The sequence below is a fragment of the Stenotrophomonas sp. YJH_SMC_46 genome (assembly GCF_059370315.1).
In genome coordinates this window covers 799,246-818,230 of the sequence record NZ_JCAFTO010000003.1, presented here as the reverse complement: position 1 = coordinate 818,230, position 18,985 = coordinate 799,246, and the positions used below count along the sequence as shown (strand labels likewise).

General features: G+C 65.5%; 11 protein-coding genes. 2 read left to right on the top strand and 9 right to left on the bottom strand.

Features of this window, described 5'->3' with window-relative positions:
• Positions 1 to 77 precede the first annotated feature (77 nt).
• The 5 genes from AC5P8C_RS13355 to AC5P8C_RS13335 form a co-directional block, all read right to left on the bottom strand.
• Entirely contained in the window at positions 78 to 1,304 is a 1,227-nt protein-coding gene (locus tag AC5P8C_RS13355) for an AGE family epimerase/isomerase (RefSeq protein ID WP_019661437.1), read from the bottom strand.
• Positions 1,301 to 2,296 carry a carbohydrate kinase family protein gene (locus AC5P8C_RS13350; RefSeq protein WP_019661436.1) on the bottom strand — a complete coding sequence of 332 codons (996 nt, stop codon included), beginning with the start codon at positions 2,294 to 2,296 and terminating at the stop codon, positions 1,301 to 1,303. The genes AC5P8C_RS13355 and AC5P8C_RS13350 overlap by 4 nt, the downstream gene beginning before the upstream one ends.
• Positions 2,297 to 2,303: 7 nt before the next feature.
• A complete protein-coding gene (fucP, locus tag AC5P8C_RS13345) occupies positions 2,304 to 3,617 on the bottom strand; it encodes an L-fucose:H+ symporter permease (RefSeq protein ID WP_019661435.1) in 1,314 nt (437 codons plus the stop codon).
• Positions 3,618 to 3,677: 60 nt separating this feature from the next.
• The gene (locus tag AC5P8C_RS13340) at positions 3,678 to 4,727 is read right to left on the bottom strand and encodes a LacI family DNA-binding transcriptional regulator (RefSeq protein ID WP_019661434.1); all 1,050 of its coding nucleotides are present in this window, start codon (positions 4,725 to 4,727) and stop codon (positions 3,678 to 3,680) included.
• Between the two features lie 96 nt (positions 4,728 to 4,823).
• Positions 4,824 to 7,289 carry a GH92 family glycosyl hydrolase gene (locus AC5P8C_RS13335; protein WP_019661433.1) on the bottom strand — a complete coding sequence of 822 codons (2,466 nt, stop codon included), beginning with the start codon at positions 7,287 to 7,289 and terminating at the stop codon, positions 4,824 to 4,826.
• A 1,044-nt stretch (positions 7,290 to 8,333) separates the two neighbouring features.
• On the opposite strand from AC5P8C_RS13335, the gene AC5P8C_RS13330 reads away from it, so the two are divergent.
• Together AC5P8C_RS13330 and AC5P8C_RS13325 are read left to right on the top strand one after the other, a co-directional pair.
• On the top strand, positions 8,334 to 11,411 hold the full coding sequence (locus AC5P8C_RS13330; RefSeq protein ID WP_019661431.1) for a TonB-dependent receptor: 3,078 nt from the start codon (positions 8,334 to 8,336) through the stop codon (positions 11,409 to 11,411).
• A 199-nt stretch (positions 11,412 to 11,610) separates the two neighbouring features.
• Complete coding sequence (locus AC5P8C_RS13325) at positions 11,611 to 11,805, top strand: heavy-metal-associated domain-containing protein (RefSeq protein ID WP_019661430.1); 195 nt, start codon at positions 11,611 to 11,613, stop codon at positions 11,803 to 11,805.
• Positions 11,806 to 11,884: 79 nt separating this feature from the next.
• On the opposite strand, the gene cueR is transcribed toward AC5P8C_RS13325, so the two are convergent.
• The 4 genes from cueR to AC5P8C_RS13305 all read right to left on the bottom strand — a co-directional run bounded on the left by cueR (position 11,885) and on the right by AC5P8C_RS13305 (position 18,896).
• Positions 11,885 to 12,340: a Cu(I)-responsive transcriptional regulator gene (gene cueR / locus AC5P8C_RS13320; protein WP_019661429.1), complete on the bottom strand. Its 456-nt coding sequence runs from the start codon at positions 12,338 to 12,340 to the stop codon at positions 11,885 to 11,887.
• Between the two features lie 11 nt (positions 12,341 to 12,351).
• Positions 12,352 to 14,853 carry a heavy metal translocating P-type ATPase gene (locus tag AC5P8C_RS13315; protein ID WP_019661428.1) on the bottom strand — a complete coding sequence of 834 codons (2,502 nt, stop codon included), beginning with the start codon at positions 14,851 to 14,853 and terminating at the stop codon, positions 12,352 to 12,354.
• 160 nt (positions 14,854 to 15,013) lie between these two features.
• On the bottom strand, positions 15,014 to 17,971 hold the full coding sequence (locus AC5P8C_RS13310) for a TonB-dependent receptor plug domain-containing protein (RefSeq protein ID WP_019661427.1): 2,958 nt from the start codon (positions 17,969 to 17,971) through the stop codon (positions 15,014 to 15,016).
• Positions 17,972 to 18,266: 295 nt separating this feature from the next.
• Positions 18,267 to 18,896: a hypothetical protein gene (locus tag AC5P8C_RS13305; RefSeq protein WP_195670309.1), complete on the bottom strand. Its 630-nt coding sequence runs from the start codon at positions 18,894 to 18,896 to the stop codon at positions 18,267 to 18,269.
• Between the last annotated feature and the right edge of the window lie 89 nt (positions 18,897 to 18,985).

The following is an 18,985-nucleotide window of genomic DNA, read 5'->3' as shown; positions in this document are numbered from 1 at the left end:
TTTCCGCCGGGCGTGGCCCGGCGCTACCGATGCGGGATTGCCAGGCATGGCCTGGCACTACTGAATTCGAACGCTCTTCAGCGCACCACGTTCAGCACTTCGTAACACGCACCCATGGTGTGGTAATCCACCTTGCCGGCCGGGCTCTTCTCGTCGCTGTACTTGCGATTGTCGGCATCGAGGATGCGGAACCAGGCGCCGTACCGGTGATCGACGAAGTGTTCCCACGAATACGCCCAGATACGCTGGTACCACTGCCAATAGCGGTCATCGCCGGTACGCTTGGCCATCAGTGCGGCGGTCGCCAGCGTCTCCGCCTGCACCCAGAAATACTTGTCGTCGTCGCAGACGAAACTGTCGCCACCGATCGGGGCGCCATCCATGCCCGGCTGCCGGCGCGATTCCGGCGCGAAACCGTAGTACAGGCCACCCCGCGCCTCGTCCCAGCTGCGCGCCACGGCCACGTCGAACAGGTGCTGCGCGGTCGGCACCAGCCAATCGGCCTGCACATGGCGGTCCAGGATCAACAGCAGCTTGGCCCATTCGGTCTGGTGGCCCGGCTGGAAGCCCCACGGGCGGAACAGGTGCTTGGGGTCATCCAGGTTGTAATCCCAGTCGATCTCCCAGTTGGAATCGTAGTGCTCCCACACCAGGCCACCGGCCTTGGCGGCCTGGCGGCGGGTCATGTTGTCGGCCAGCTGCAGCGCGCGCTCCACATAGCGCTGTTCGCCGCTGGCCTCGAAGGCGGCCAGCATCGCCTCGCACATGTGCATGTTGGCGTTCTGGCCACGGTAGCCGGTGAAATTCCACTGCCCATCGGCTTCGTCCTTGTAGAGGCCGTGCTGCGGCTCCCAGAAACGCGCTTCCAGCAGCTGCCAGGTCTCGTCCATCCATGCGCGGGCCTGTTCGAGACCGGCCTTCAGTGCGCAGCTGTAGGCCAACAGCACGAACGCCACGCCATAGCAGTGGTTCATGTCGTCCTCGACCTTGCCATCGCGCAGGGTCCAGGCGTAGCCACCGGTGGCCGGATTGCGATGCACCTCGCGCAGATAGCGCACGCCATGCTCGACTGCGTCGCGGTATTCGGCGTTGCCGAACTCGCGGTATGCCATCGCGTAGTTGAAGACGAAACGGGTGCTGCTCACCAGGTGGCGGTGGCTGGCATCGTAGATGCTGCCGTCATCACGGAAGTAGTGGAAGAAGCCGCCGTTCGGATCGATGCAGCGCGGGTGGTAGAACGCCATCGTGTCGGCGATGTGCGCACGCAGGAACGCGGGTGAACGGAAATCGGGCGAGGTGCTCATGCGGTAATGTCCTGGTCCTGCAGCAGCTGCTGCACTTCATCGAGCGAGGGCATCGCGGCGAACGCGCCCTTGCGGGTAACAGCCAGAGCGCCGACCGCGGCACCGAAGCGCAGCGTGGCGGTGATCGCCTCCGGGTCCTGGCAGAACGCTGCAAAGCCTGCACCGGCCCCGCCACGCTCCAGCAGCCCAACCAGCACGCCACCGACGAAGGCATCGCCAGCAGCCGTGGTGTCGACCGTGGCCACGCGGAAACTGGTGACCGTGCCGTGGTTGTCGCGGGTGTACCAGTGCAGCGTGGCCGCACCGTCGGTGACGATGACCCAGCGCGCCTGCGCGGCCAGCAGGCGCCGCAGCACCGTCGCCTCGCCGTCACTGCCCAGCGGCGCGGCCAGGTAGTCCAGCTCCTCGCGCGACAGCTTGACCAGGTCGGCACGTTCCAGCGCCTGCCACAGGCGCGGCGTCGGGTCCTCGTTGGCCGGCCACAGCGCCGGGCGCAGATTGAGGTCCAGGCTGACCACCGCACCGGCGTCACGGGCGCGCTCCATGCCGGCGAAGGTCGCCTCGGCAATGGCCGGCTCGGTCAGGCTGTTGGAGCAGACATGGAAGCACTGCGCGCTGTCGAAGCACGCGGCTTGGAAGTCGCTGTCACGGAACAGCAGGTCGGCCGCCGGTGGGCGGTAGAAACTGAAGCTGCGCTCGCCGCTGGCATCCAGCGCGACGAAGGCCAGCGCGGTCTTTGCCGCATCGGTACGCACGATGTAATCCGTGCCCACGCCGTGCTCGGCCAGGCTGTCCGCCAGGAAGTCACCGAACATGTCTCGGCCCAGCATGCCGACGAACTGGGTCTTCGCCCCCAGTCGCGCTGCCGCCACCGCAACGTTGGCCGGCGCACCGCCGGCGTACTGAAGGAATGCGCGCGGGGTTTCGGCCGAGGCCGGAGGCTGCGCTAGTAGATCGATCAAAATTTCGCCGAAGCAAACAATGGCACCCATTCCGGACTCAGCCTCCCTGCGTTGCGGAAGCCGGCGTACGTGCGCCGACCAGTCCGTAGAAAATGATGTAGCCGTAGCACAGCAGCGGCAGGATGAAGCTGGCCTGCACACCGATGTGGTCGGCCAGCACGCCCTGCAGGTACGGCACCACGGCACCGCCGACGATGGCCATGATCAGCAGGCTGGAGCCCTTGTTGGTCAGCGGCCCCAGGCGCTCGATGCTCAGTGCGAAGATGGTCGGGAACATGATCGAGTTGAACAGGCCGATCGCCACCACCGAGTACAGCGCGATGCTGCCAGAGGTCAGCATGGTCGTAACCAGCAGGGCCACGTTGACCAGCGCGAAGATCGCCAGCAGGCGGCTGGGCGAGAAGCGCGCCAGCAGCGCCGAGCCGGCGAAGCGGCCAATCATCGCCATCGTCCAGTAGGCCGACACGTAATGGGTGGCCTCCTGTTCGCTGAAGCCGCCGATGTTGGGCATCGACAGGTAATTGACCAGGAAGCTGCCGATCGACACTTCGGCACCGACGTAGAAGAAGATGCCCAGCACGCCCAGCAGCAGGTGGCGCTTGCGCAGTGCATCCAGGTAGCTGTGGTGGTGACCCTGATCAGCCTGCTCGGTGGCGTCGCTCAACGCCGGCAGGCGGAACAGGAACACGAACAGCGCCAGCAGTACCAGCGCCACCGCCAGGCCCACGTATGGACCCTGCACGGCCTGCGCCTCGGCGGCACGGTAGGCCAGCTGCTCGGCGGCCGGCAGCGCCGCGATGTCATCGGCACTCTTCACCGTGTTGGACAGGATCAACATGCCGCCAAAGATCGGGGCGATGGCCGTGCCCAGCGAGTTCAACGCCTGCGCCAGGGTCAGGCGGCTTGAGCTGGTCTGCTCCGGTCCCAGCAGTGCGACGTACGGGTTGGCGGCGACCTGCAGCACCGTGATGCCGGTCGCCAGCACGAACAGTGCACCGAGGAAGGCGCCGTAGACGCGCAGCTCGGCCGCGGGCCAGAAACCCAGTGCGCCGATACCGGCGATCAGCAGGCCGGCCACGATGCCCTTCTTGTAGCCCAGCGCCGCCACCAGGCGTCCGGCCGGCAGCGACATCAGGAAATAGGTGCCGAAGAAGGTGAACTGCACCAGCATCGCCTTGGCGTAGTTCAGCTCGAACACCGCCTTCAGGTGCGGGATCAGGATGTCATTGAGGCAGGTCAGGAAGCCCCACATGAAGAAGATCGTGGTGACCACGGCCAGCGCCTTGCCGTTGGTGACGGCGGGTGCGTTGCCCGAAGAACCCGATGGACGGGGCGTTGCGGAGATCGGCATGCGGTACGCGCCTCGATGCGCGGAAGGTCGTTGTTGCGTGGAAGGGATGTATGAAAGGAATCAGTTCGGTCGTGCGGCACTGCTTTCGCGGATGCGCAGCTGCACCGGCGCGACCGTGCGCCGCGGCGGCGCATCCGGTTCGTCCAGTCGTTGCAGAAGCAGCGCCGCAGCTTGCCGGCCACGCTCGCGCGGGTCGGCGGTCAACGTGGTCAACGGCGGCACCGCTACCGCCGCCTCGGAGATGTCGTCGAAGCCGGTGACCGCGAAGTCACCGCCCGGGCGGATGCCGCGCGAATTCAGGCCCAGCATCAAGCCCAGCGCGACGGTGTCGTTGTAGCAGACGGCCGCACTCGGGCGATGGCCATCGGCAAACAGCTCATGGGTGCGCGCCGCGGCCTCCAGGCGGTTCGGTGCCGATTCGATCATCCAGCCCGGCGGCAGCGACAGCCCGGCCTCGGCCAGCGCCTGCTGGAAACCGGCGCGGCGCTGATGACAGGAGCTGGATGCCGCGTGGCCGCCGAAGAAGGCGATCTGGCGATGGCCGCGCTCGATCAGGTGGCGCGTGGCGAGATAGGCGCCGTGCTGGTTGTCGAGGGTGAGGAAATCCCAGTCAGCCCCTTCAAGCTCGCGGTTGAACAGCAGCACGTTGGCATTGGCACCCAGCGCCTGCCGCAGCAGCGTGGTATCACTGCCCTCGGCCGGCGACAGGATCAGGCCGGCCGGGGTGTGCTCCATCAGCGTGGACAGCACCGCCTGCTGGCGCTCCGGCGATTCGCCGGTGCTGCCCAGCAGGGTCACATAACCACGCCCGCCCAGCGCCTCATCCACACCGGATGCGAATTCGGCGAAGAACGGGTTGGACAGATCGTTGATCACCAGCGCGATGCTTGATGACGTGCGCCGGCGCAGGTTGGCCGCCGCGCGGTTGTAGACATAACGCTGGCGGCGCAGTTCGGCCTCGACCTTGGCGCGGGTATCGACGTTGACCAGTGGGCTGCCGCGCAGCACCAGCGACACCGTTGCCCGTGACACGCCGATGGCACGCGCGATGTCGGTCACCGTCACCGCCTTGCCGGCGCGTTTGCTGGGACTGCTGCCGTTGTCGTTCATCGTCTTCCCGGACTCCGCTGGAGGCTCAAGCCTAATGGATCAGGGCCGTGTCGTGCCGTGCCGTTCGCTGGGTGACCGCGAACGGCACAGTCCGGCTCAGCGCAGCTGGCTGCCCGGTGCCGCGCACCAGGACACCGGTAGGTCCTTCACCGCCGTACCCCAGCCCTGCTCCGGCGCCTTCGCGTCGAGCGCGAACTGCAGGCGCGGGCCCTGCTGCAGGCGGTTCCAGTCCAGCCATACCGGTGCATGCGCCTGGCCGTCGACCTGGACGCCCTGCACATACTGCAGGCGGCGGCCATCGGCGCCCGGCGCGTCGATGCGCAGGGTGCGGCCGTTGCCCATGTCCACTTCCACCTTGCTGAAGCGCGGGGTGTGCAGCAGGAACTGGCCGCTGCCCGGCACCGCCGGGTACACGCCGATGGCACTGAACAGGTACCAGGCCGACATCGTGCCGAGGTCGTCATTGCCGGTCACGCCGTTCGGGGCGTTGGTGAACAGCTGCTGCGCAGCGCGCACCACGGCAGCGGTCTTCCACGGCTGGCCGATCAGCGTGTACAGCCACGGCGAGTGCAGGTCGGGCTCGTTGTTCGGGTTGTAGCGGAACTGGTTGTAATAGCTGTACGGCCCGACCACCCACTCTTTGCGGGCGGCATGGAGCGGGTCGGCCTGCAGCGCGTCCATGGCGAAGAAGGCGTCCAGGCGGCGGCCAGCCTGTTCGCGGCCGCCCATCGCTTCGACCAGGCCCGGCACGTCCTGCTGCGCCAGCCACTGGTACTGCCACGCCGTGCCTTCATGGAATCCATGGTGCGAGCGCGGGCTGTAGTGGCCATCGGCCGGGGTGTACCACTGGCCATCCTCGGTGCGCGGGCGCGGAAAACCGGTGAAGCCGGTCTCGGCGTCACGCACCTGCGGGTCCCACACCTTGCGCCAGTTGCGGCCGCGCTCACGCAGCGTCGCCGCGTCCTGCGCGTGGCCGAGGCCATCGGCCATCTGCGAAAGCGCACAGTCGGCCAGCGCGTATTCCAAGGTGGCCGAACCGCCATGGTGCGGATCGACGTCCATGCCCTTGGACGGGAACGCGCGGTCGTAGACCACGTAGCCCTTGTCCAGATAGGTCGGGTTGCCGGAACGGCCGGCCATGCGCGAGTTCAACGGCGGCGTGCCGAAGGCGTTGCGGCGCAGCGCATCCCAGGCCTGCGATTCACGGCCCTTGAGCGCGCCGAAGCGCCACAGGTCGACCATGAACGGGGTGACCGGGTCGCCGGTCATGATGTTGGTCTCGAAGTTGGCATAGCCCCAGCGCGGCAGCCAACCACCCTGCTCGTCGATCGCCAGCAGGGTACGGCCGATATCGCGTGCCACGTCCGGGCGGGTCAGCGCCAGCCACTGGTTCTGCGCGCGGTAGGTATCCCACAGCGAGAAGTACTCGTAGTAGGTCCAGCCGTCGGCACGGTGGATACCATCGTCATAGCCGCGGTAGCGGCCGTCGGCGTCGTTGCCGGTCATCGGCTGCAGCAGCGCGTGGTAGACCGCGCTGTAGAACACCGCGCGGTCGTCGGCATTGCCGCCCTGCACACGCACCCGGCCCAGCTGCTCACGCCACGACTGCTGGGACAACGCACGCATGCGGTCGAAACCGAGCAGCGCTCCCCCCTGCATGCCATCTGCGCGCAGATTGATGCGCGCGCCTTCGGCATCCACGTGCGAGATTGCGCTGACCGCCGTCACCGACTGGCCCTTGGCCAGGTCGAAGGTCAGCCAGGCACCGTTCGGCTTCTGCTCGCCTTCCATGCTGTGCCGCGCACCCGGCAGGCCACCGCCCTCGCCCCAGGTGCCATGCGCCTTGAACGGACGGTCGAACTCGATGCGGAACCAGGTGGTGTACTGATGACCGCCACAGAAGCTCTTGGTCACCAGCTTGCCCTCGACTACACGGTCGCCGACCACATCGACCACGCTGCCGATCACTGAATGGCGTTCGTTGGCCTGGCCTACATTGACGAGGACGTGGCCATCGCCGCTGCGCTGGCTGAAGGTGTAGCGCTCGGCCGCGGCACGGGTGCGCGCGGTCGCCTCGGCATCGATGCCGCCGTAGCTGGTCAGGCGCACCTTGTAGTAGCCAGCCTGGCCGATCTCGCCGTCATGCGTGTAGTTCGAGGCATACGTCTTGTGGTCGAACTTCTTGGGGTTTCCGGTATCGAAATCGCCGCCCGGGCCGATCGAGCCGGTCACCGGCAGCACCGACACCTGGCCGCCCTGTTCCCAGCAGCCGGCACCGGAGATGAAGGAATGGCCAAAGCCACGGATCTTCTCGTCGTCATAGCGCCAACCCGAATAGTGGCTGCCGATCGGGCTGACCTGGATCAGGCCGAACGGCGCCGACGCGCCCGGGAACGTATTGCCGTCGTCCTTGCTGCCGATGAATGTATTGACCTCCCGCTCCAGCGCTGCCGGCGCGGCCTGCAACAGCATCGGCATGGCCGAAAGTGCCAACAGGCAGGCCAGGCGCGCCAGCGGGCGCGAGGTCGATGGGACGGCGGGAGCGGACGGCACTGGGCGCATGTCGGGTTCCTGTAGTCGATGACGCGGAGGCAGACGGCCGGGGTCGTTCGGCACCGTTCCGCTGAGTCCCGCCGTGACTGGCAGAGAGCTCCCCCTGGAATGACGCCTGACCCACCAGACCGTGTATTTAGATCGATTCAAGTAGAGCATGCAGGTTCAGCCGAATGCATTCTGCGGCGCAGCATGAGGGGGTGTTCGGCAGGGCTGCGCCCTGTACCCGCTCCGAGCTGGAGCAACAGCAACAGCAACAGCAGAAGCTGGTTTCCTGTGGGGAGTCGGGCTGGGTCCGGTTGCGGGGGACGCCGTAAACCCGTCCCTGGGGGCTTGGCCGCGGCATCCATGCCGCGGACACCCCCGCAACCGGACCCACCCCGCCTTCGACAGATTTCCGCGATCTGTAGATCCACGCCATGCGTGGATGAATCTCTGTCAGATAGCGAAACAATCGGGGGTCAGATCCGTTTTCCAAAGGAAAACGGATCTGACCCCATGACCCCATGCCGCACCAGGATCAATGCAACCGTCACCGGGAAACTGTCGAAGGCGGGGCGGTGTGGGCTGGCAGGACCGTTGGCGCCATGGATGGCGCCATCGAGCCCCCAGGGACGGGTTTACGGCGTGTCCTGCCAGCCCACACCGCCCCGCCAAGCCACAGACAACCCAGAGCCGCTTTGGCTTTGGCTGTAGACGTTGCCCTGGCTTGAAGCAGGTGCAGGGCGCAGCCCTGCCGACCCACCCTTCCCCTGCGCACGAAAACGATTTCACTGATTTCAGCAAACCGTCATCCCTTCGCCACGCCAGTACCATATTGCGCAGCAGCATGCGCCCACGGGCGACCCGTGCTAAAAATCGCCCGCCCATCGCTTAGATCGATCCAAGAACGACATTGCGATGGCCGGGAGTTGGGGAGCAGCAACAGGACGTACCAGGCCACACGCGCGGTGCTCTGCCACCCACATGGCGACAGCCGCAAAGTCACTTCAAATTAGATCGATTCAAGTTGTCCGTGCCACGTCACCGGATCAATCCAGGAGAGAGGGAGAGATGGGAATGAAGCATTCAATACGTACGCATGGCCAGGACGCACTGTCGTTGGCCATCGCGCTGGCATTGGCCGCCGCCGTCATTCCGGCTGGCGCCGCCGCGCAACAGGCCACGTCTACCGGCGCGCCGGATGCCACCACTCTGGACAGCGTCCAGGTCACCGGCTACCGCTACGCCATCGAAAAGAGCCTTGAGCAGAAGCGCGACGCCAACGCCGTTGTCGAAGTGATCACCGCCGAGGACGTCGGCAAGTTCCCCGACAAGAACGTGGCCGACGCACTGCAGCGCGTGCCCGGCGTGGTAATTACCCGCAGCGGTGGTGAAGGCAAGAGTGTCAGCGTGCGCGGCCTTGCGCCGGACCTGACCCTGACCCAGTTGAATGGCAACTACGTGGCCACGTCGGAAACCAACGACGAAGCCACCCGTTCGTTCAACTACACCCTGCTGCCGTCGAACATGCTGTCCAGCGCCGAGCTGTTCAAGTCGCCGGAAGCACGCATCGACGAAGGCGGCATCGGCGGCACGGTCATCCTGCACACCCGCCGTCCGCTGGACATGGAGTCCAACTCGGGCTTCGTCACGCTCGAGGGCACCTCCTCCGATACCCACCACGATATCGACCCGCAGGCCTCGGCCCTGTATTCGTGGCACAGCAAGGATGAGCGTTTCGGCGTGCTGGTCGGCGTGACGCAGCAGAAGCGCACGACCCGCACCATGGAAGCCAGCACCGAGGACTACCAGTGGTACGGCGCCGGCAGGGCACGCGACGCCTATGGCAACGTGCAGCAGCAGGATGGCATCCACTACTGGTGGGGCAAGTCCGGCTTCAACAACCAGACCGGCGGCAACTACAGCGACTTCTTCATGCCGACCTCGGTCAACTTCGCGGTGAAGGAAGAAAAGCGCGAGCGCAAGGGCGGCCAGCTGACCTTCCAGTTCAAGCCGGTCGACAACGTCACGATGACCGCCAACTACTTCCGCTTCGAGCTGCAGGGTGACTACACCCAGAACATGCTGAAGATTCCGGAATGGAGCATGGCGCGCTACAACCAGGACGGCAACTGGGCCGGAGGCCGCCTTCTCAATGGCCTGGACTTCGATGCCAGCGGCAACACCGTCACGGGTGCCCAATTCGAAAAGCTGGCTGGAAAGACCTACTACTGCAGCGAAGACCAGGCCAAGGCCGCCGGCCTCAAGCCCGGCGGCTGGGGCCCGGACGACTGCACGATTCCGACACCGCAGCTGACCGGTGGCTACAGCAAGGAAAAGGCGCTGTCGCAGACCGCCGACCTGACCATCGACTGGGACATCAGCCCGCTGTGGAAGGCCTCGTTCACCGGTGGCCGCACCTGGTCCGAAGGTGGTCCGTCGATGAACTTCCGCATGTCGGCCAAGCCGCGCCGCAAGGTCGGCAACGACTACCTGTCCGGTAACCAGTACAGCGCATGGGACCTGACCGGCACGCCGTCTGCCACCTTCTCGCCCGACCTGCAGCAGCAGTTGATGAACGGCATCGCCGAAGTCGACACCGGCTCGACCGATTCGTCGTGGAAGCGCACCGAGGTCAAGCAGAACTACTTCCAGGCCGACGTGACCAAGCTGTTCGAGTCCGGTTGGCTGGATTCAATCCAGTTCGGTGCCAAATACCGCGACGGCAAGGTGCACCGCAACACCGGCAACACCTACTGGGTGTGCCCCGGCCGTGACCCGGCCGACTATGACAACAGCCGCTACCAGAGTGGCTGCGATCCGACTGCCGGCGATGCGCAGCCCGGCTTCTTCCTGTCCAATCCGATCAGCAACATTGCCGGTGGCTTCAATGCCAACGTGTTCCCGGGCATCAACTACCCGGCGTACATCGACTATCTGAACAAGACCTACGGTGGTTCGCACAACCGTACCGAGGAAGACTTCGTCTACAACGTCAACGAGAAGATCTACTCCGGCTACTTCCAGGCCAACTTCCGCACCGAGCGCCTGCGCGGCAATGTCGGCGTGCGTGTGGTGCGCACCAAGCAGTTCGCGCAGTCTTCCGACTCGATCGAGAAGTTCAACGACTACTTCCTGGACAACGCATCCGGTGCGCCGATGGCGTGCACCGACCCCGCCGCTGCGGCCTACCCGACCTACAGCTGCGAGAGCGGCTTCGTGCGCCTGCCGCATGACCTGGCGCAGAGCAAGACCTACAGCCTGATCGGCGTGGACCGCACCTACACCGACGTGCTGCCGAGCTTCAACATCGCATGGGACATCACCGACACGCTGGTGCTGCGTGGTGCCGCATCGAAGGTGATCGCCCGACCTGGCTACACCGACATCGCAGCACCGGGCGCACTGAGCTACTACAGCGAGGAGTACGTCAATGATCGCCGCGTTGCCGGTGGCGCATCGACCGCAGGCTGGGTCGGCCAGGGCAGCAACAAGCAGCTGGAGCCGTTCAAGGCCACCCAGTTCGACCTGGGCCTGGAGTGGTACTTCCAGCCGGGCGCGGTCGCCGGCGTCAGCCTGTTCCGCAAGAACGTGGACAACTTCACCCTGCCGGTGGTGCGCGACACGCCCATGGTCATCAACGGTGAAGCGGTGAACGTGCAGCGCTACGAGACCCAGGCCAATGGCCGCGATGGTGTGTCGCAGGGCGTCGAGCTGTATGGCCAGTACACCTTCGATTTCGGCTTCGGCGTGCAGGCCAACTACACCTACAACGACACCAACCTGGCTTCCATTGTTCTGGACGGGCAGGAAATCGGCTCCTCGCCGCTGGTCGGCAGCGCCAAGAACCAGGCCAACGTGACGGTCTTCTACGAGAACGAGAAGTTCCTCGCGCGCGCTTCGTTCAACCGTCGCGGCCAAGTGGTCGGCGGGCTCAACAATGGCCTCACCGTCTACACCGAACCGTATGACCAGCTGGATCTGAATGTTGCCTACAACCTGACCCCGGACTGGACCCTGACCGCCTCGGTGATCAACGCCACCAAGTCCGAGCAGCGCGTGCACCTGGGAAGCGACACCAAGGCACGCCTGATCTCCAATACCTATGCAGGCCGCCAGCTGTACTTCGGCGCTACCTGGAAGTTCTAAGGCAACACCGGGTTGCCCGGGCGCGCCCGGTGCAACCCACGCCCCGCCCTGGCGGGGACGTTCCTCCACGGCAGCCGCGCTGGTACAGGCGGCTGCCGTTTTTTTTGCCGCCTTGCCTGTCGTTCAGCCCGGCACTTGACCCTGCCATCGTTGGAAGGTGCACACTGACTCGACCCCAAGAGCACCCAAGGAGCTACGGATGGAATTCCATGTTGAAGGCATGACCTGCGGCGGTTGCGCGCGCAGCGTGACCAAGGCGATCGAACTGATCGATCCGCAGGCCAGCGTGCAGGCAGATCCGGCCAGCCGCCGAGTGCAGGTGCAGACCTCGGCCAGCGAAGCGCAGATCGTGGCGGCACTGACCGATGCCGGCTTCCCGCCGCGTACTGCCTGATCCCCTGTCCTGTCCCATACTGAAAAGCCCGCCGGGTACTACAGCACCCGGCGGGCTTTTTCATGCATGCGATATCGAGTCAATGCTTGTGCGTACGCCGCCGCACCGCACCAGTCTTCGCGGTATCGACCGGTACCAGCGTCCCATCGTCCTCACCCAACCGCTCCAGGATCGGGCACTCCGGGCGCTCATCGCCCGCGCAGCAGCTGATCAGCGACTTCAGCGTGTCGGCCATCTGCCGCATGTGCTCGATGCGTTGCTCCAGATCGGCGATGTGCTGCTCGGCCAGGTGCTTGACGTCGGCGCTGTGCCGCGAGGTATCGTTCCAGAGGCCGAGCAGATCGGTGATCTCGGCCACCTGGAAGCCCAGATCGCGTGCGCGGCGGATGAAACGCAGGCGGTGGATGTCCGCCTGCGAATACGCCCGGTAGCCCGACTCGGTTCTATCAGCGGCGGGAATCAGGCCGATCTGTTCGTAGTAGCGGATCATTTTCGCCGACACGCTGGAGGCTTTGGCGGCTTCACCGATGTTCATGGGTAATCCCTTCAGTGAGTGACGGCGGCGGCATCCGCCATCGGTGGCTGGAAGCGGCGCAGGCGCAGCGCATTGCCCAGCACGAACACGCTGGACAGGGCCATCGCACCGGCCGCGAACACCGGTGACAGCAGCACGCCCCAGACCGGATACAGCACGCCGGCGGCCACCGGAATCAACGCCGTGTTGTAGGCGAAGGCCCAGAACAGGTTCTGCCGGATGTTGCCCAGCGTCGCCTTCGACAACGCAATGGCATTCGGCACACCCTGCAGGTTACCCGACATCAGCACCACGTCGGCCGATTCCACCGCGATATCGGTACCGGTTCCGATCGCCAGGCCGACATCGGCCTCGGCCAGTGCCGGCGCATCGTTGATGCCGTCGCCGACGAAGGCGACATGGCCATGTGTGGTCTTCAAGCGGCGCACCGCCTCGACCTTGCCTTCCGGCAGCACCTCGGCCACCACTTCGTCGATGCCGAGCTGGCGCGCGATCGCCTGCGCGGTACCAGCGTTGTCACCGGTGATCATCGCCACCTTCAGGCCAAGCTGATGCAGTGCCGCGATCGCGGCCGGCGTGCTCGGCTTGATCGGATCGGATACCGCGATGATTGCGGCCAGGCGACCGTCAATGGCGGCATACAGCGGCGACTTGCCCTGGGTGCCCAGCTCTGCCGCCAGCGCCGCAAACAAAGTGACGTCCACGCCCAGATCGCGCATGAAGCGATCGGCACCGACCTCCACCCGCGCACCATCAACGCTGGCACGCACGCCCATGCCGGTGACCGATTCGAAATCGACCATCGACGGCAGTGCAATGCCCTGTTCAGTGGCTGCATCGACGATGGCGCGGGCGATCGGATGTTCAGAGCGCGATTCCACTGCGGCAACCGCCGCCAGCACGGTGCTGCGATCGAAGCCGTCCGTGATCTCGAAGTCGGTCAGGCGCGGGCGACCCTCGGTCAGCGTGCCGGTCTTGTCCACCGCCACCACCTGCGCATCCTTCAGCAGCTGCAGCGCTTCGCCCTTGCGGAACAGCACGCCCATTTCGGCGCCACGACCGGTCCCCACCATGATCGAGGTCGGCGTGGCCAGGCCCATCGCGCATGGGCAGGCAATGATCAGCACCGCCACCGCATTGACCAGCGCGAAGCTCAGCGCCGGCGACGGGCCGAAGATCAGCCAGACTGCGAAGGTCGCCAGCGCGGCCAGCATCACCGCCGGCACGAACCACAACGTGACCTTGTCGACCACGGCCTGGATCGGCAGCTTCGAGCCCTGCGCCTGTTCGACCATGCGGATGATCTGCGCCAGCAGGGTCTGCGCGCCCACGGCCGTGGCGCGCACCGTCAGTGCGCCCTTCTGGTTGACCGTACCGCCCACCACGCTGCTGCCCGGCTGCTTCTCAACCGGAATCGGCTCGCCGCTGATCATCGATTCGTCGATGTAGCTGCGGCCTTCAACCACCTCGCCATCGACCGGCACACGCTCGCCTGGCCGCACTTCCACCACGTCGCCGCTCTGCACTTCATTGACCGGGATATCGACGGTGCGACCGTCACGGATCACGTGGGCGACCTTGGCCTGCAGGTTGACCAGACGCTTGATCGCCTCCGAGGTGCGGCCCTTGGCGCGCGCTTCGAGGAAGCGGCCGAGCAGGATCAGTGCGACGATTACCGTCGCCGCTTCGTAGTAGACGTTCACCGTGCCCGGCGGCAGCAGCCGCGGTGCAAAGGTCGCGACCACCGAATAGCCGAACGCCGCAGCGGTGCCCACCGCCACAAGCGAATTCATGTCCGGTGCGAGGCGCAGCAGCGCCGGGAAGCCCTTCTGGTAGAAACGGCGACCGGGGATGGCCAGCACCAGGAGCGTCAGTGCGAACTGCAGGTACCAGCTGGCCTGCATGCCAATCGTGGCCATCACCCATTCGTGCATGCCGGGAATCAGGTGCGAGCCCATCTCCAGCACGAACACCGGCAATGCCAGCGCAGTGGCCACGATCAGGTCGCGCTTCAGTTCGGCACGCTCGGCATCCTTCTTTTCTACCGCCTCGTCATCGGACTGCACACCCGCCTCGATTACGCGTGCGTCATAGCCGGCCTTGTCGATGGCGGCGACCAGCGTCGCAGCATCCGCCACGCCACGCACCGTGGCGCGCTCGGTGGCCAGGTTGACGCTGGCCTGGCTCACGCCTGGCAACGCCAGCAGCGCGCGCTCCACGCGGCCCACGCAGGAGGCGCACGTCATGCCTTCCACGGCCAGTTCAACGGTGGCGGCAGGTACGTCGTAGCCCACCCGCTCCACCGCCTGGATCAGCGCGGCCCGATCGACCGGGCCGGACGGGCGGATATCCGCGCGCTCGGTGGCCAGATTGACCGAAACACTGCCCACACCTTCGACCCTGGACAGCGCCGCCTCGACCCGGCCGACACAGCTGGCGCAGGTCATGCCCTCGATGGGCAGGCTGATGGTGGCAGGACTTGCGGAGGCGGCAGCGGCGCGGGGCGTGCTCATGATCGGATTCCCGGGGTTCCTTCTGGATGCGGACAGGCTAAACCTTGCCATCGTGGGAAGGTCAAATCCAGCCTGTCCGCATGCCTGAAGGGGGGGCCGCCCCTGGCGTTCCGTTTCCGCATCCACGCATGGCGTGAATCTACCGGCGAGGTCGGTCTCTTCAGAACGTGAACACATACTCCAATGCGAACTCACGGCCGACCGCGCTCAGCAACCGGGTCGGGGCAAAGTCATAGTCCAGCTTGTACGGATCCTTGTGGTTCCAGCTGGCGGAGTTGAAGGCGTTGTTGACGTACACGTTTACCTTCGCGTGTTCGGTCACCTGGTAGCCCACGTTGAAGTTCCAGGTGATGAACGGCCCCACTCGACCGTAGTAGCGCGCCGTCTGCTGCCCGGCATTGGGGTTCGGGTTCGGCGAGCCATCCGGACGCGTTGCCGGCTCCAGGCAGTTCAGCGACGGGCTGTCGCTGGGCACGTAGCCATCGGCGAACGGCAGGCAGCCGCCGGGGTTGTCCAGGCGGTCGGTGCCCCAGTGGTAGCGCACGCCCGGCACCGAGCCCACGCGGTCGGCATAGACATTGGCATTCCAGTTGCCGCGCTGCCAGGCCAGGCTCGCGCGCAGCTTGCTGCGCAGGTCGCGGTCGCGGCGTTCCGGGTTCGGGTCGTTGGCGTAGCGCTGTTCCTTGGTGGAGATCTGGTTGGTGTAGTTCACACCCAGCTGGAAGCTGCCCCACTGCGCGGTCTCCAGACGGTAGCGCGCGGTCAGGTCGACGCCACGCACTTCGCGGCTGGCCAGGTTGAACGGGCCGCGCTCGATCGACACCAGGCGCCCGTTGCTGTCACGGTTCACGCGCGCCAGGATGCCGGCGCAGTAGTCGCCACCGGCCGGATTGGCCCATGGCGTGCCATCGATGTTCTTGCCGGTCAGGCAGCCCGCCTCGCTGGCCAGCACCTCGTCGGCGCCGACGTCGACGATCATGTCTTCCAGCTTGATCGCCCAGTAGTCGGCGCTGACCGACAGGTTGGGCATCACGTCCCAGACGAAGCCGACCGTCCACGAATCACCGGTTTCCGAGCGCAGCAGCGGCGTGCCACGGCGGTTCACGTCGAAGGTGTACCAGACATCGGTGTTGCCCACGCCACAGTTGTTGACCAGGTAGGCACCGCTCTGGATGCAGCGCAGGCGATCATAGGTCTGCACTTCGGAACTGCTCGGCTGGCCCAGCAGGTAGTGCATGTCCGGCGCGTGGAAGCTGGTGGCATACGAGCCACGCACCAGCAGCGATTCGACCGGGCGCCATTCCAGGCCGACGTTCCAGGTGGTTTCCTTCTGGCTGCCGATATCCAACGCTTCACCGCTGTCATCGGCCTTGTAGTTGCCATAGCGGTCGTAGCGCGCGGCCGCGGTGGCCGTCACGCTCTCCAGCAGCGGGATCTTGAACTCGACGCCCGCCGAATACCGGGTGCGCTCGCCACCACCGCGGTCGACGTTCTGCAGGTCGAAATCGATGCCGGCGCGTGGGTCCGGGCTGAGGTGGTAGCCCTGCTGCGCGACTTCAGCTACCGCTGCGAACGAGATCGGGCCTGCCCAGCCCTGGAACAGCTCGCCGGTGATATCCGCCGAGGCTTGGTTGACCCACGATGACGCGCGGTTCCTGGCCACCGTGCCCATCTGCCAGTATTGGTCCGGCGTGAGCGGATTCCACCAGCGCGATTCGTTCAACGCGTAGATCGCCTCGCCATCGGGAGTGGTGCCCAGGCGCGGGCCGAGGAAGTAGTCGTACGACTTCTGCTCGTCCACCACGTTCTGCCGTTCCTCCACGCGGTAGTAGGAACGGCCCACCGAGGCGCTCCAGTCGAAGCGATCGGCAAGGCGGCCACGCAGGCCTGCGCTCCAGTCCCAGGACAGCTCGCGGTTGGTGTTGCGCAGGGTATCCAGGCCACCGACTTCGTTCGGAGTGAACTGGCGCACGCCCAGGATCGGGCGGTTGCGGTTGGCATCCCAGTAATAGCCGTTGTCGTCGTCGATCAGCGAGACGCTGGGCGGATTGGTGCCCCAGATCGCTTCGGAGTGGTACACCGCCAGGTTGGTCCAGGCCTGCAGGTCGCTGCTGAAATCGAAGGTGGCGTAGAGGTTGCCGGAAACATTCTCGGCGCCGCCGGTGAGCAGCCAGTTGGCGTAGTCGGCGCTCATGCCGCACAGGCGGCCGGTGTTGGTGATGGTGTTGGTAGCGTAGTTGTAGACCAGCCGATCGGCAGTGTAGTACTCGCCGTCGAACTTCTCGCAGGTGCCTGCAGGCGGTGCCAGGCGCTGGCCGTTGGTCGGGTCGATCAATGCCAGGCCCGAGGTGGGGCGGAAGCCGACCTTGCGCTGCTCCATGTTCCAGGAGGGATACGGTGCGTCGTCGGCGTCGTCCATCTGCGGTCGGTCGCGTCCGAACAGCGGATCGCGCTTGGTGTACTGCAGCGCGTAGGTCACGCTCCAGTTGTCGCCGGTCTTGCCGCCGGCCCAGGACAGGTCCCAGGTATCTCGTCCACCTTCTGTGGAGGTACCCCCACGCACGCGCACTTCGTCGCCGTCGTAGTTGGTCTTGAGGATGACGTTGACCACGCCGGCGATCGCATCCGAACCGTAGATGGCCGAGGCGCCGCCGGTCAGCACTTCAATGCGCTCCACTGCTGCGGCCGGAATGTTGCCGTAGTTGGAGAAATTGGTTTCGCCGCCGTAGGGCAGCGGGTAGTCGGCCACACGGCGGCCGTTGACCAGCAGCAGAGAACGGTTCGGGCCCATCCCGCGCAGGTTCAGGCCACTGGCGTTGGGCGTGTGCGAGCCCCATTGCGAGGCGGCTTCAACGGTGCCGGTCGCTTCGGTGAGCGTCTTCAGCGCGTCATACACGCTGACGAAGCCCTCTTTCTGGATCTGCTGCGCGGTGATCACGTTGACCGGGGCCGGGCCTTCGACACTGGCGCGCTTGATGCGCGAGCCGGTGACGGTGACCGCGTCGAGATCCTTGGTAGACGAGCTTGAGGCTTGCTGCGCATTGGCAGCCAGGGGAAGCAGGGCCAGGATCAGGGCCTGGGACAGCAGGTGGCGACGCTTGTGGACGATCTGAGCCATGGTGGTTGCTCTTCGAAGATGTGGACGCACGGGCGGACGGTGGCGCGGCACTACGACGGATCCAGGCGCTTGGATCGGTTCACGACCGATATGGCACCTCCCCTGTGGATCGATCCAAACTAAAGCACAGCTGAACCACGCCCGGCATGCGGCGGCGCAGCAACAGCCGACGGAATGCCGCTAGCGGCCACCGACATCCATAACAATCAAATAGTTGCGACACATCGCTGAGAGAACGGCGCACGAAGTAGTGACACGATCACGACAACCGCGCGCGGAACGGTTTTGTCCGCCCTCAGCGATTCCCCTCACCCGATCGAGTCGGGACGAAGCGGTCATTTCGGAGCGCGTAGTGGCTCGACGTATCGCCTCCGGGTCCGATACCCCACCACTCGATGGAGAACCCGTCCCCCTGCCAGATGACCGAGGAAAAGTCGGATTCACTGTTGGATCGCCCTGAGTTCTGGCTCACCAGAGACAGGGTTTCAAGGCAGCTGCTGATCAACACCCTGCCGCGCTCAATGGGCTTCGGCAGGGTCAATTCGTAGACGAACAGATGGATCTCGCGCCCAGCGCCACAACGTCCCATCGGGTTGGAAGCGTTTGAATCGAACACCTGATACAGCGCGCGAAAGCGCTTCTCCCCGATCCGATGTACGCGCGTGTCGAGGAACGCGCCCCGCGCGGTTGGCTCAAGCCTCACACCAACCATTTCGGGGTCAACCTGCAGGTCCTTGTCGGCAGTCACCTCCCGCACCCACTCCGGTGCATGCCCTTCACGTGCGCCGATGGCAATGGCTGGCACCACGCAGACAAGCAGCAGGAACAGTCGAAACATGCGGGAATTCGTTGGCGAACGACGGTATGAACCACTATCGGCAATCATCGACTGCGCCGCCATGCGACGGCGCACCAGCGTATCCATTTCAACGACTTGGCCTGCCGCCCCAGCCGTTCGAACGTGCTGTAAGCGTCACTTCTTCGGCCGCAACGATGGGCAGGCCCGGGGTCGGA

What these genes read in the sequence shown, in the direction of transcription:
- AC5P8C_RS13355 (WP_019661437.1), bottom strand. Translation starts at nt 1,304, where the DNA reads ATGAGCACCTCGCCCGATTTCCGTTCACCCGCGTTCCTGCGTGCGCAC.
- AC5P8C_RS13350 (WP_019661436.1), bottom strand. Translation starts at nt 2,296, where the DNA reads ATGGGTGCCATTGTTTGCTTCGGCGAAATTTTGATCGATCTACTAGCG.
- fucP (WP_019661435.1), bottom strand. Translation starts at nt 3,617, where the DNA reads ATGCCGATCTCCGCAACGCCCCGTCCATCGGGTTCTTCGGGCAACGCA.
- AC5P8C_RS13340 (WP_019661434.1), bottom strand. Translation starts at nt 4,727, where the DNA reads ATGAACGACAACGGCAGCAGTCCCAGCAAACGCGCCGGCAAGGCGGTG.
- AC5P8C_RS13335 (WP_019661433.1), bottom strand. Translation starts at nt 7,289, where the DNA reads ATGCGCCCAGTGCCGTCCGCTCCCGCCGTCCCATCGACCTCGCGCCCG.
- AC5P8C_RS13330 (WP_019661431.1), top strand. Translation starts at nt 8,334, where the DNA reads ATGGGAATGAAGCATTCAATACGTACGCATGGCCAGGACGCACTGTCG.
- AC5P8C_RS13325 (WP_019661430.1), top strand. Translation starts at nt 11,611, where the DNA reads ATGGAATTCCATGTTGAAGGCATGACCTGCGGCGGTTGCGCGCGCAGC.
- cueR (WP_019661429.1), bottom strand. Translation starts at nt 12,340, where the DNA reads ATGAACATCGGTGAAGCCGCCAAAGCCTCCAGCGTGTCGGCGAAAATG.
- AC5P8C_RS13315 (WP_019661428.1), bottom strand. Translation starts at nt 14,853, where the DNA reads ATGAGCACGCCCCGCGCCGCTGCCGCCTCCGCAAGTCCTGCCACCATC.
- AC5P8C_RS13310 (WP_019661427.1), bottom strand. Translation starts at nt 17,971, where the DNA reads ATGGCTCAGATCGTCCACAAGCGTCGCCACCTGCTGTCCCAGGCCCTG.
- AC5P8C_RS13305 (WP_195670309.1), bottom strand. Translation starts at nt 18,896, where the DNA reads ATGGATACGCTGGTGCGCCGTCGCATGGCGGCGCAGTCGATGATTGCC.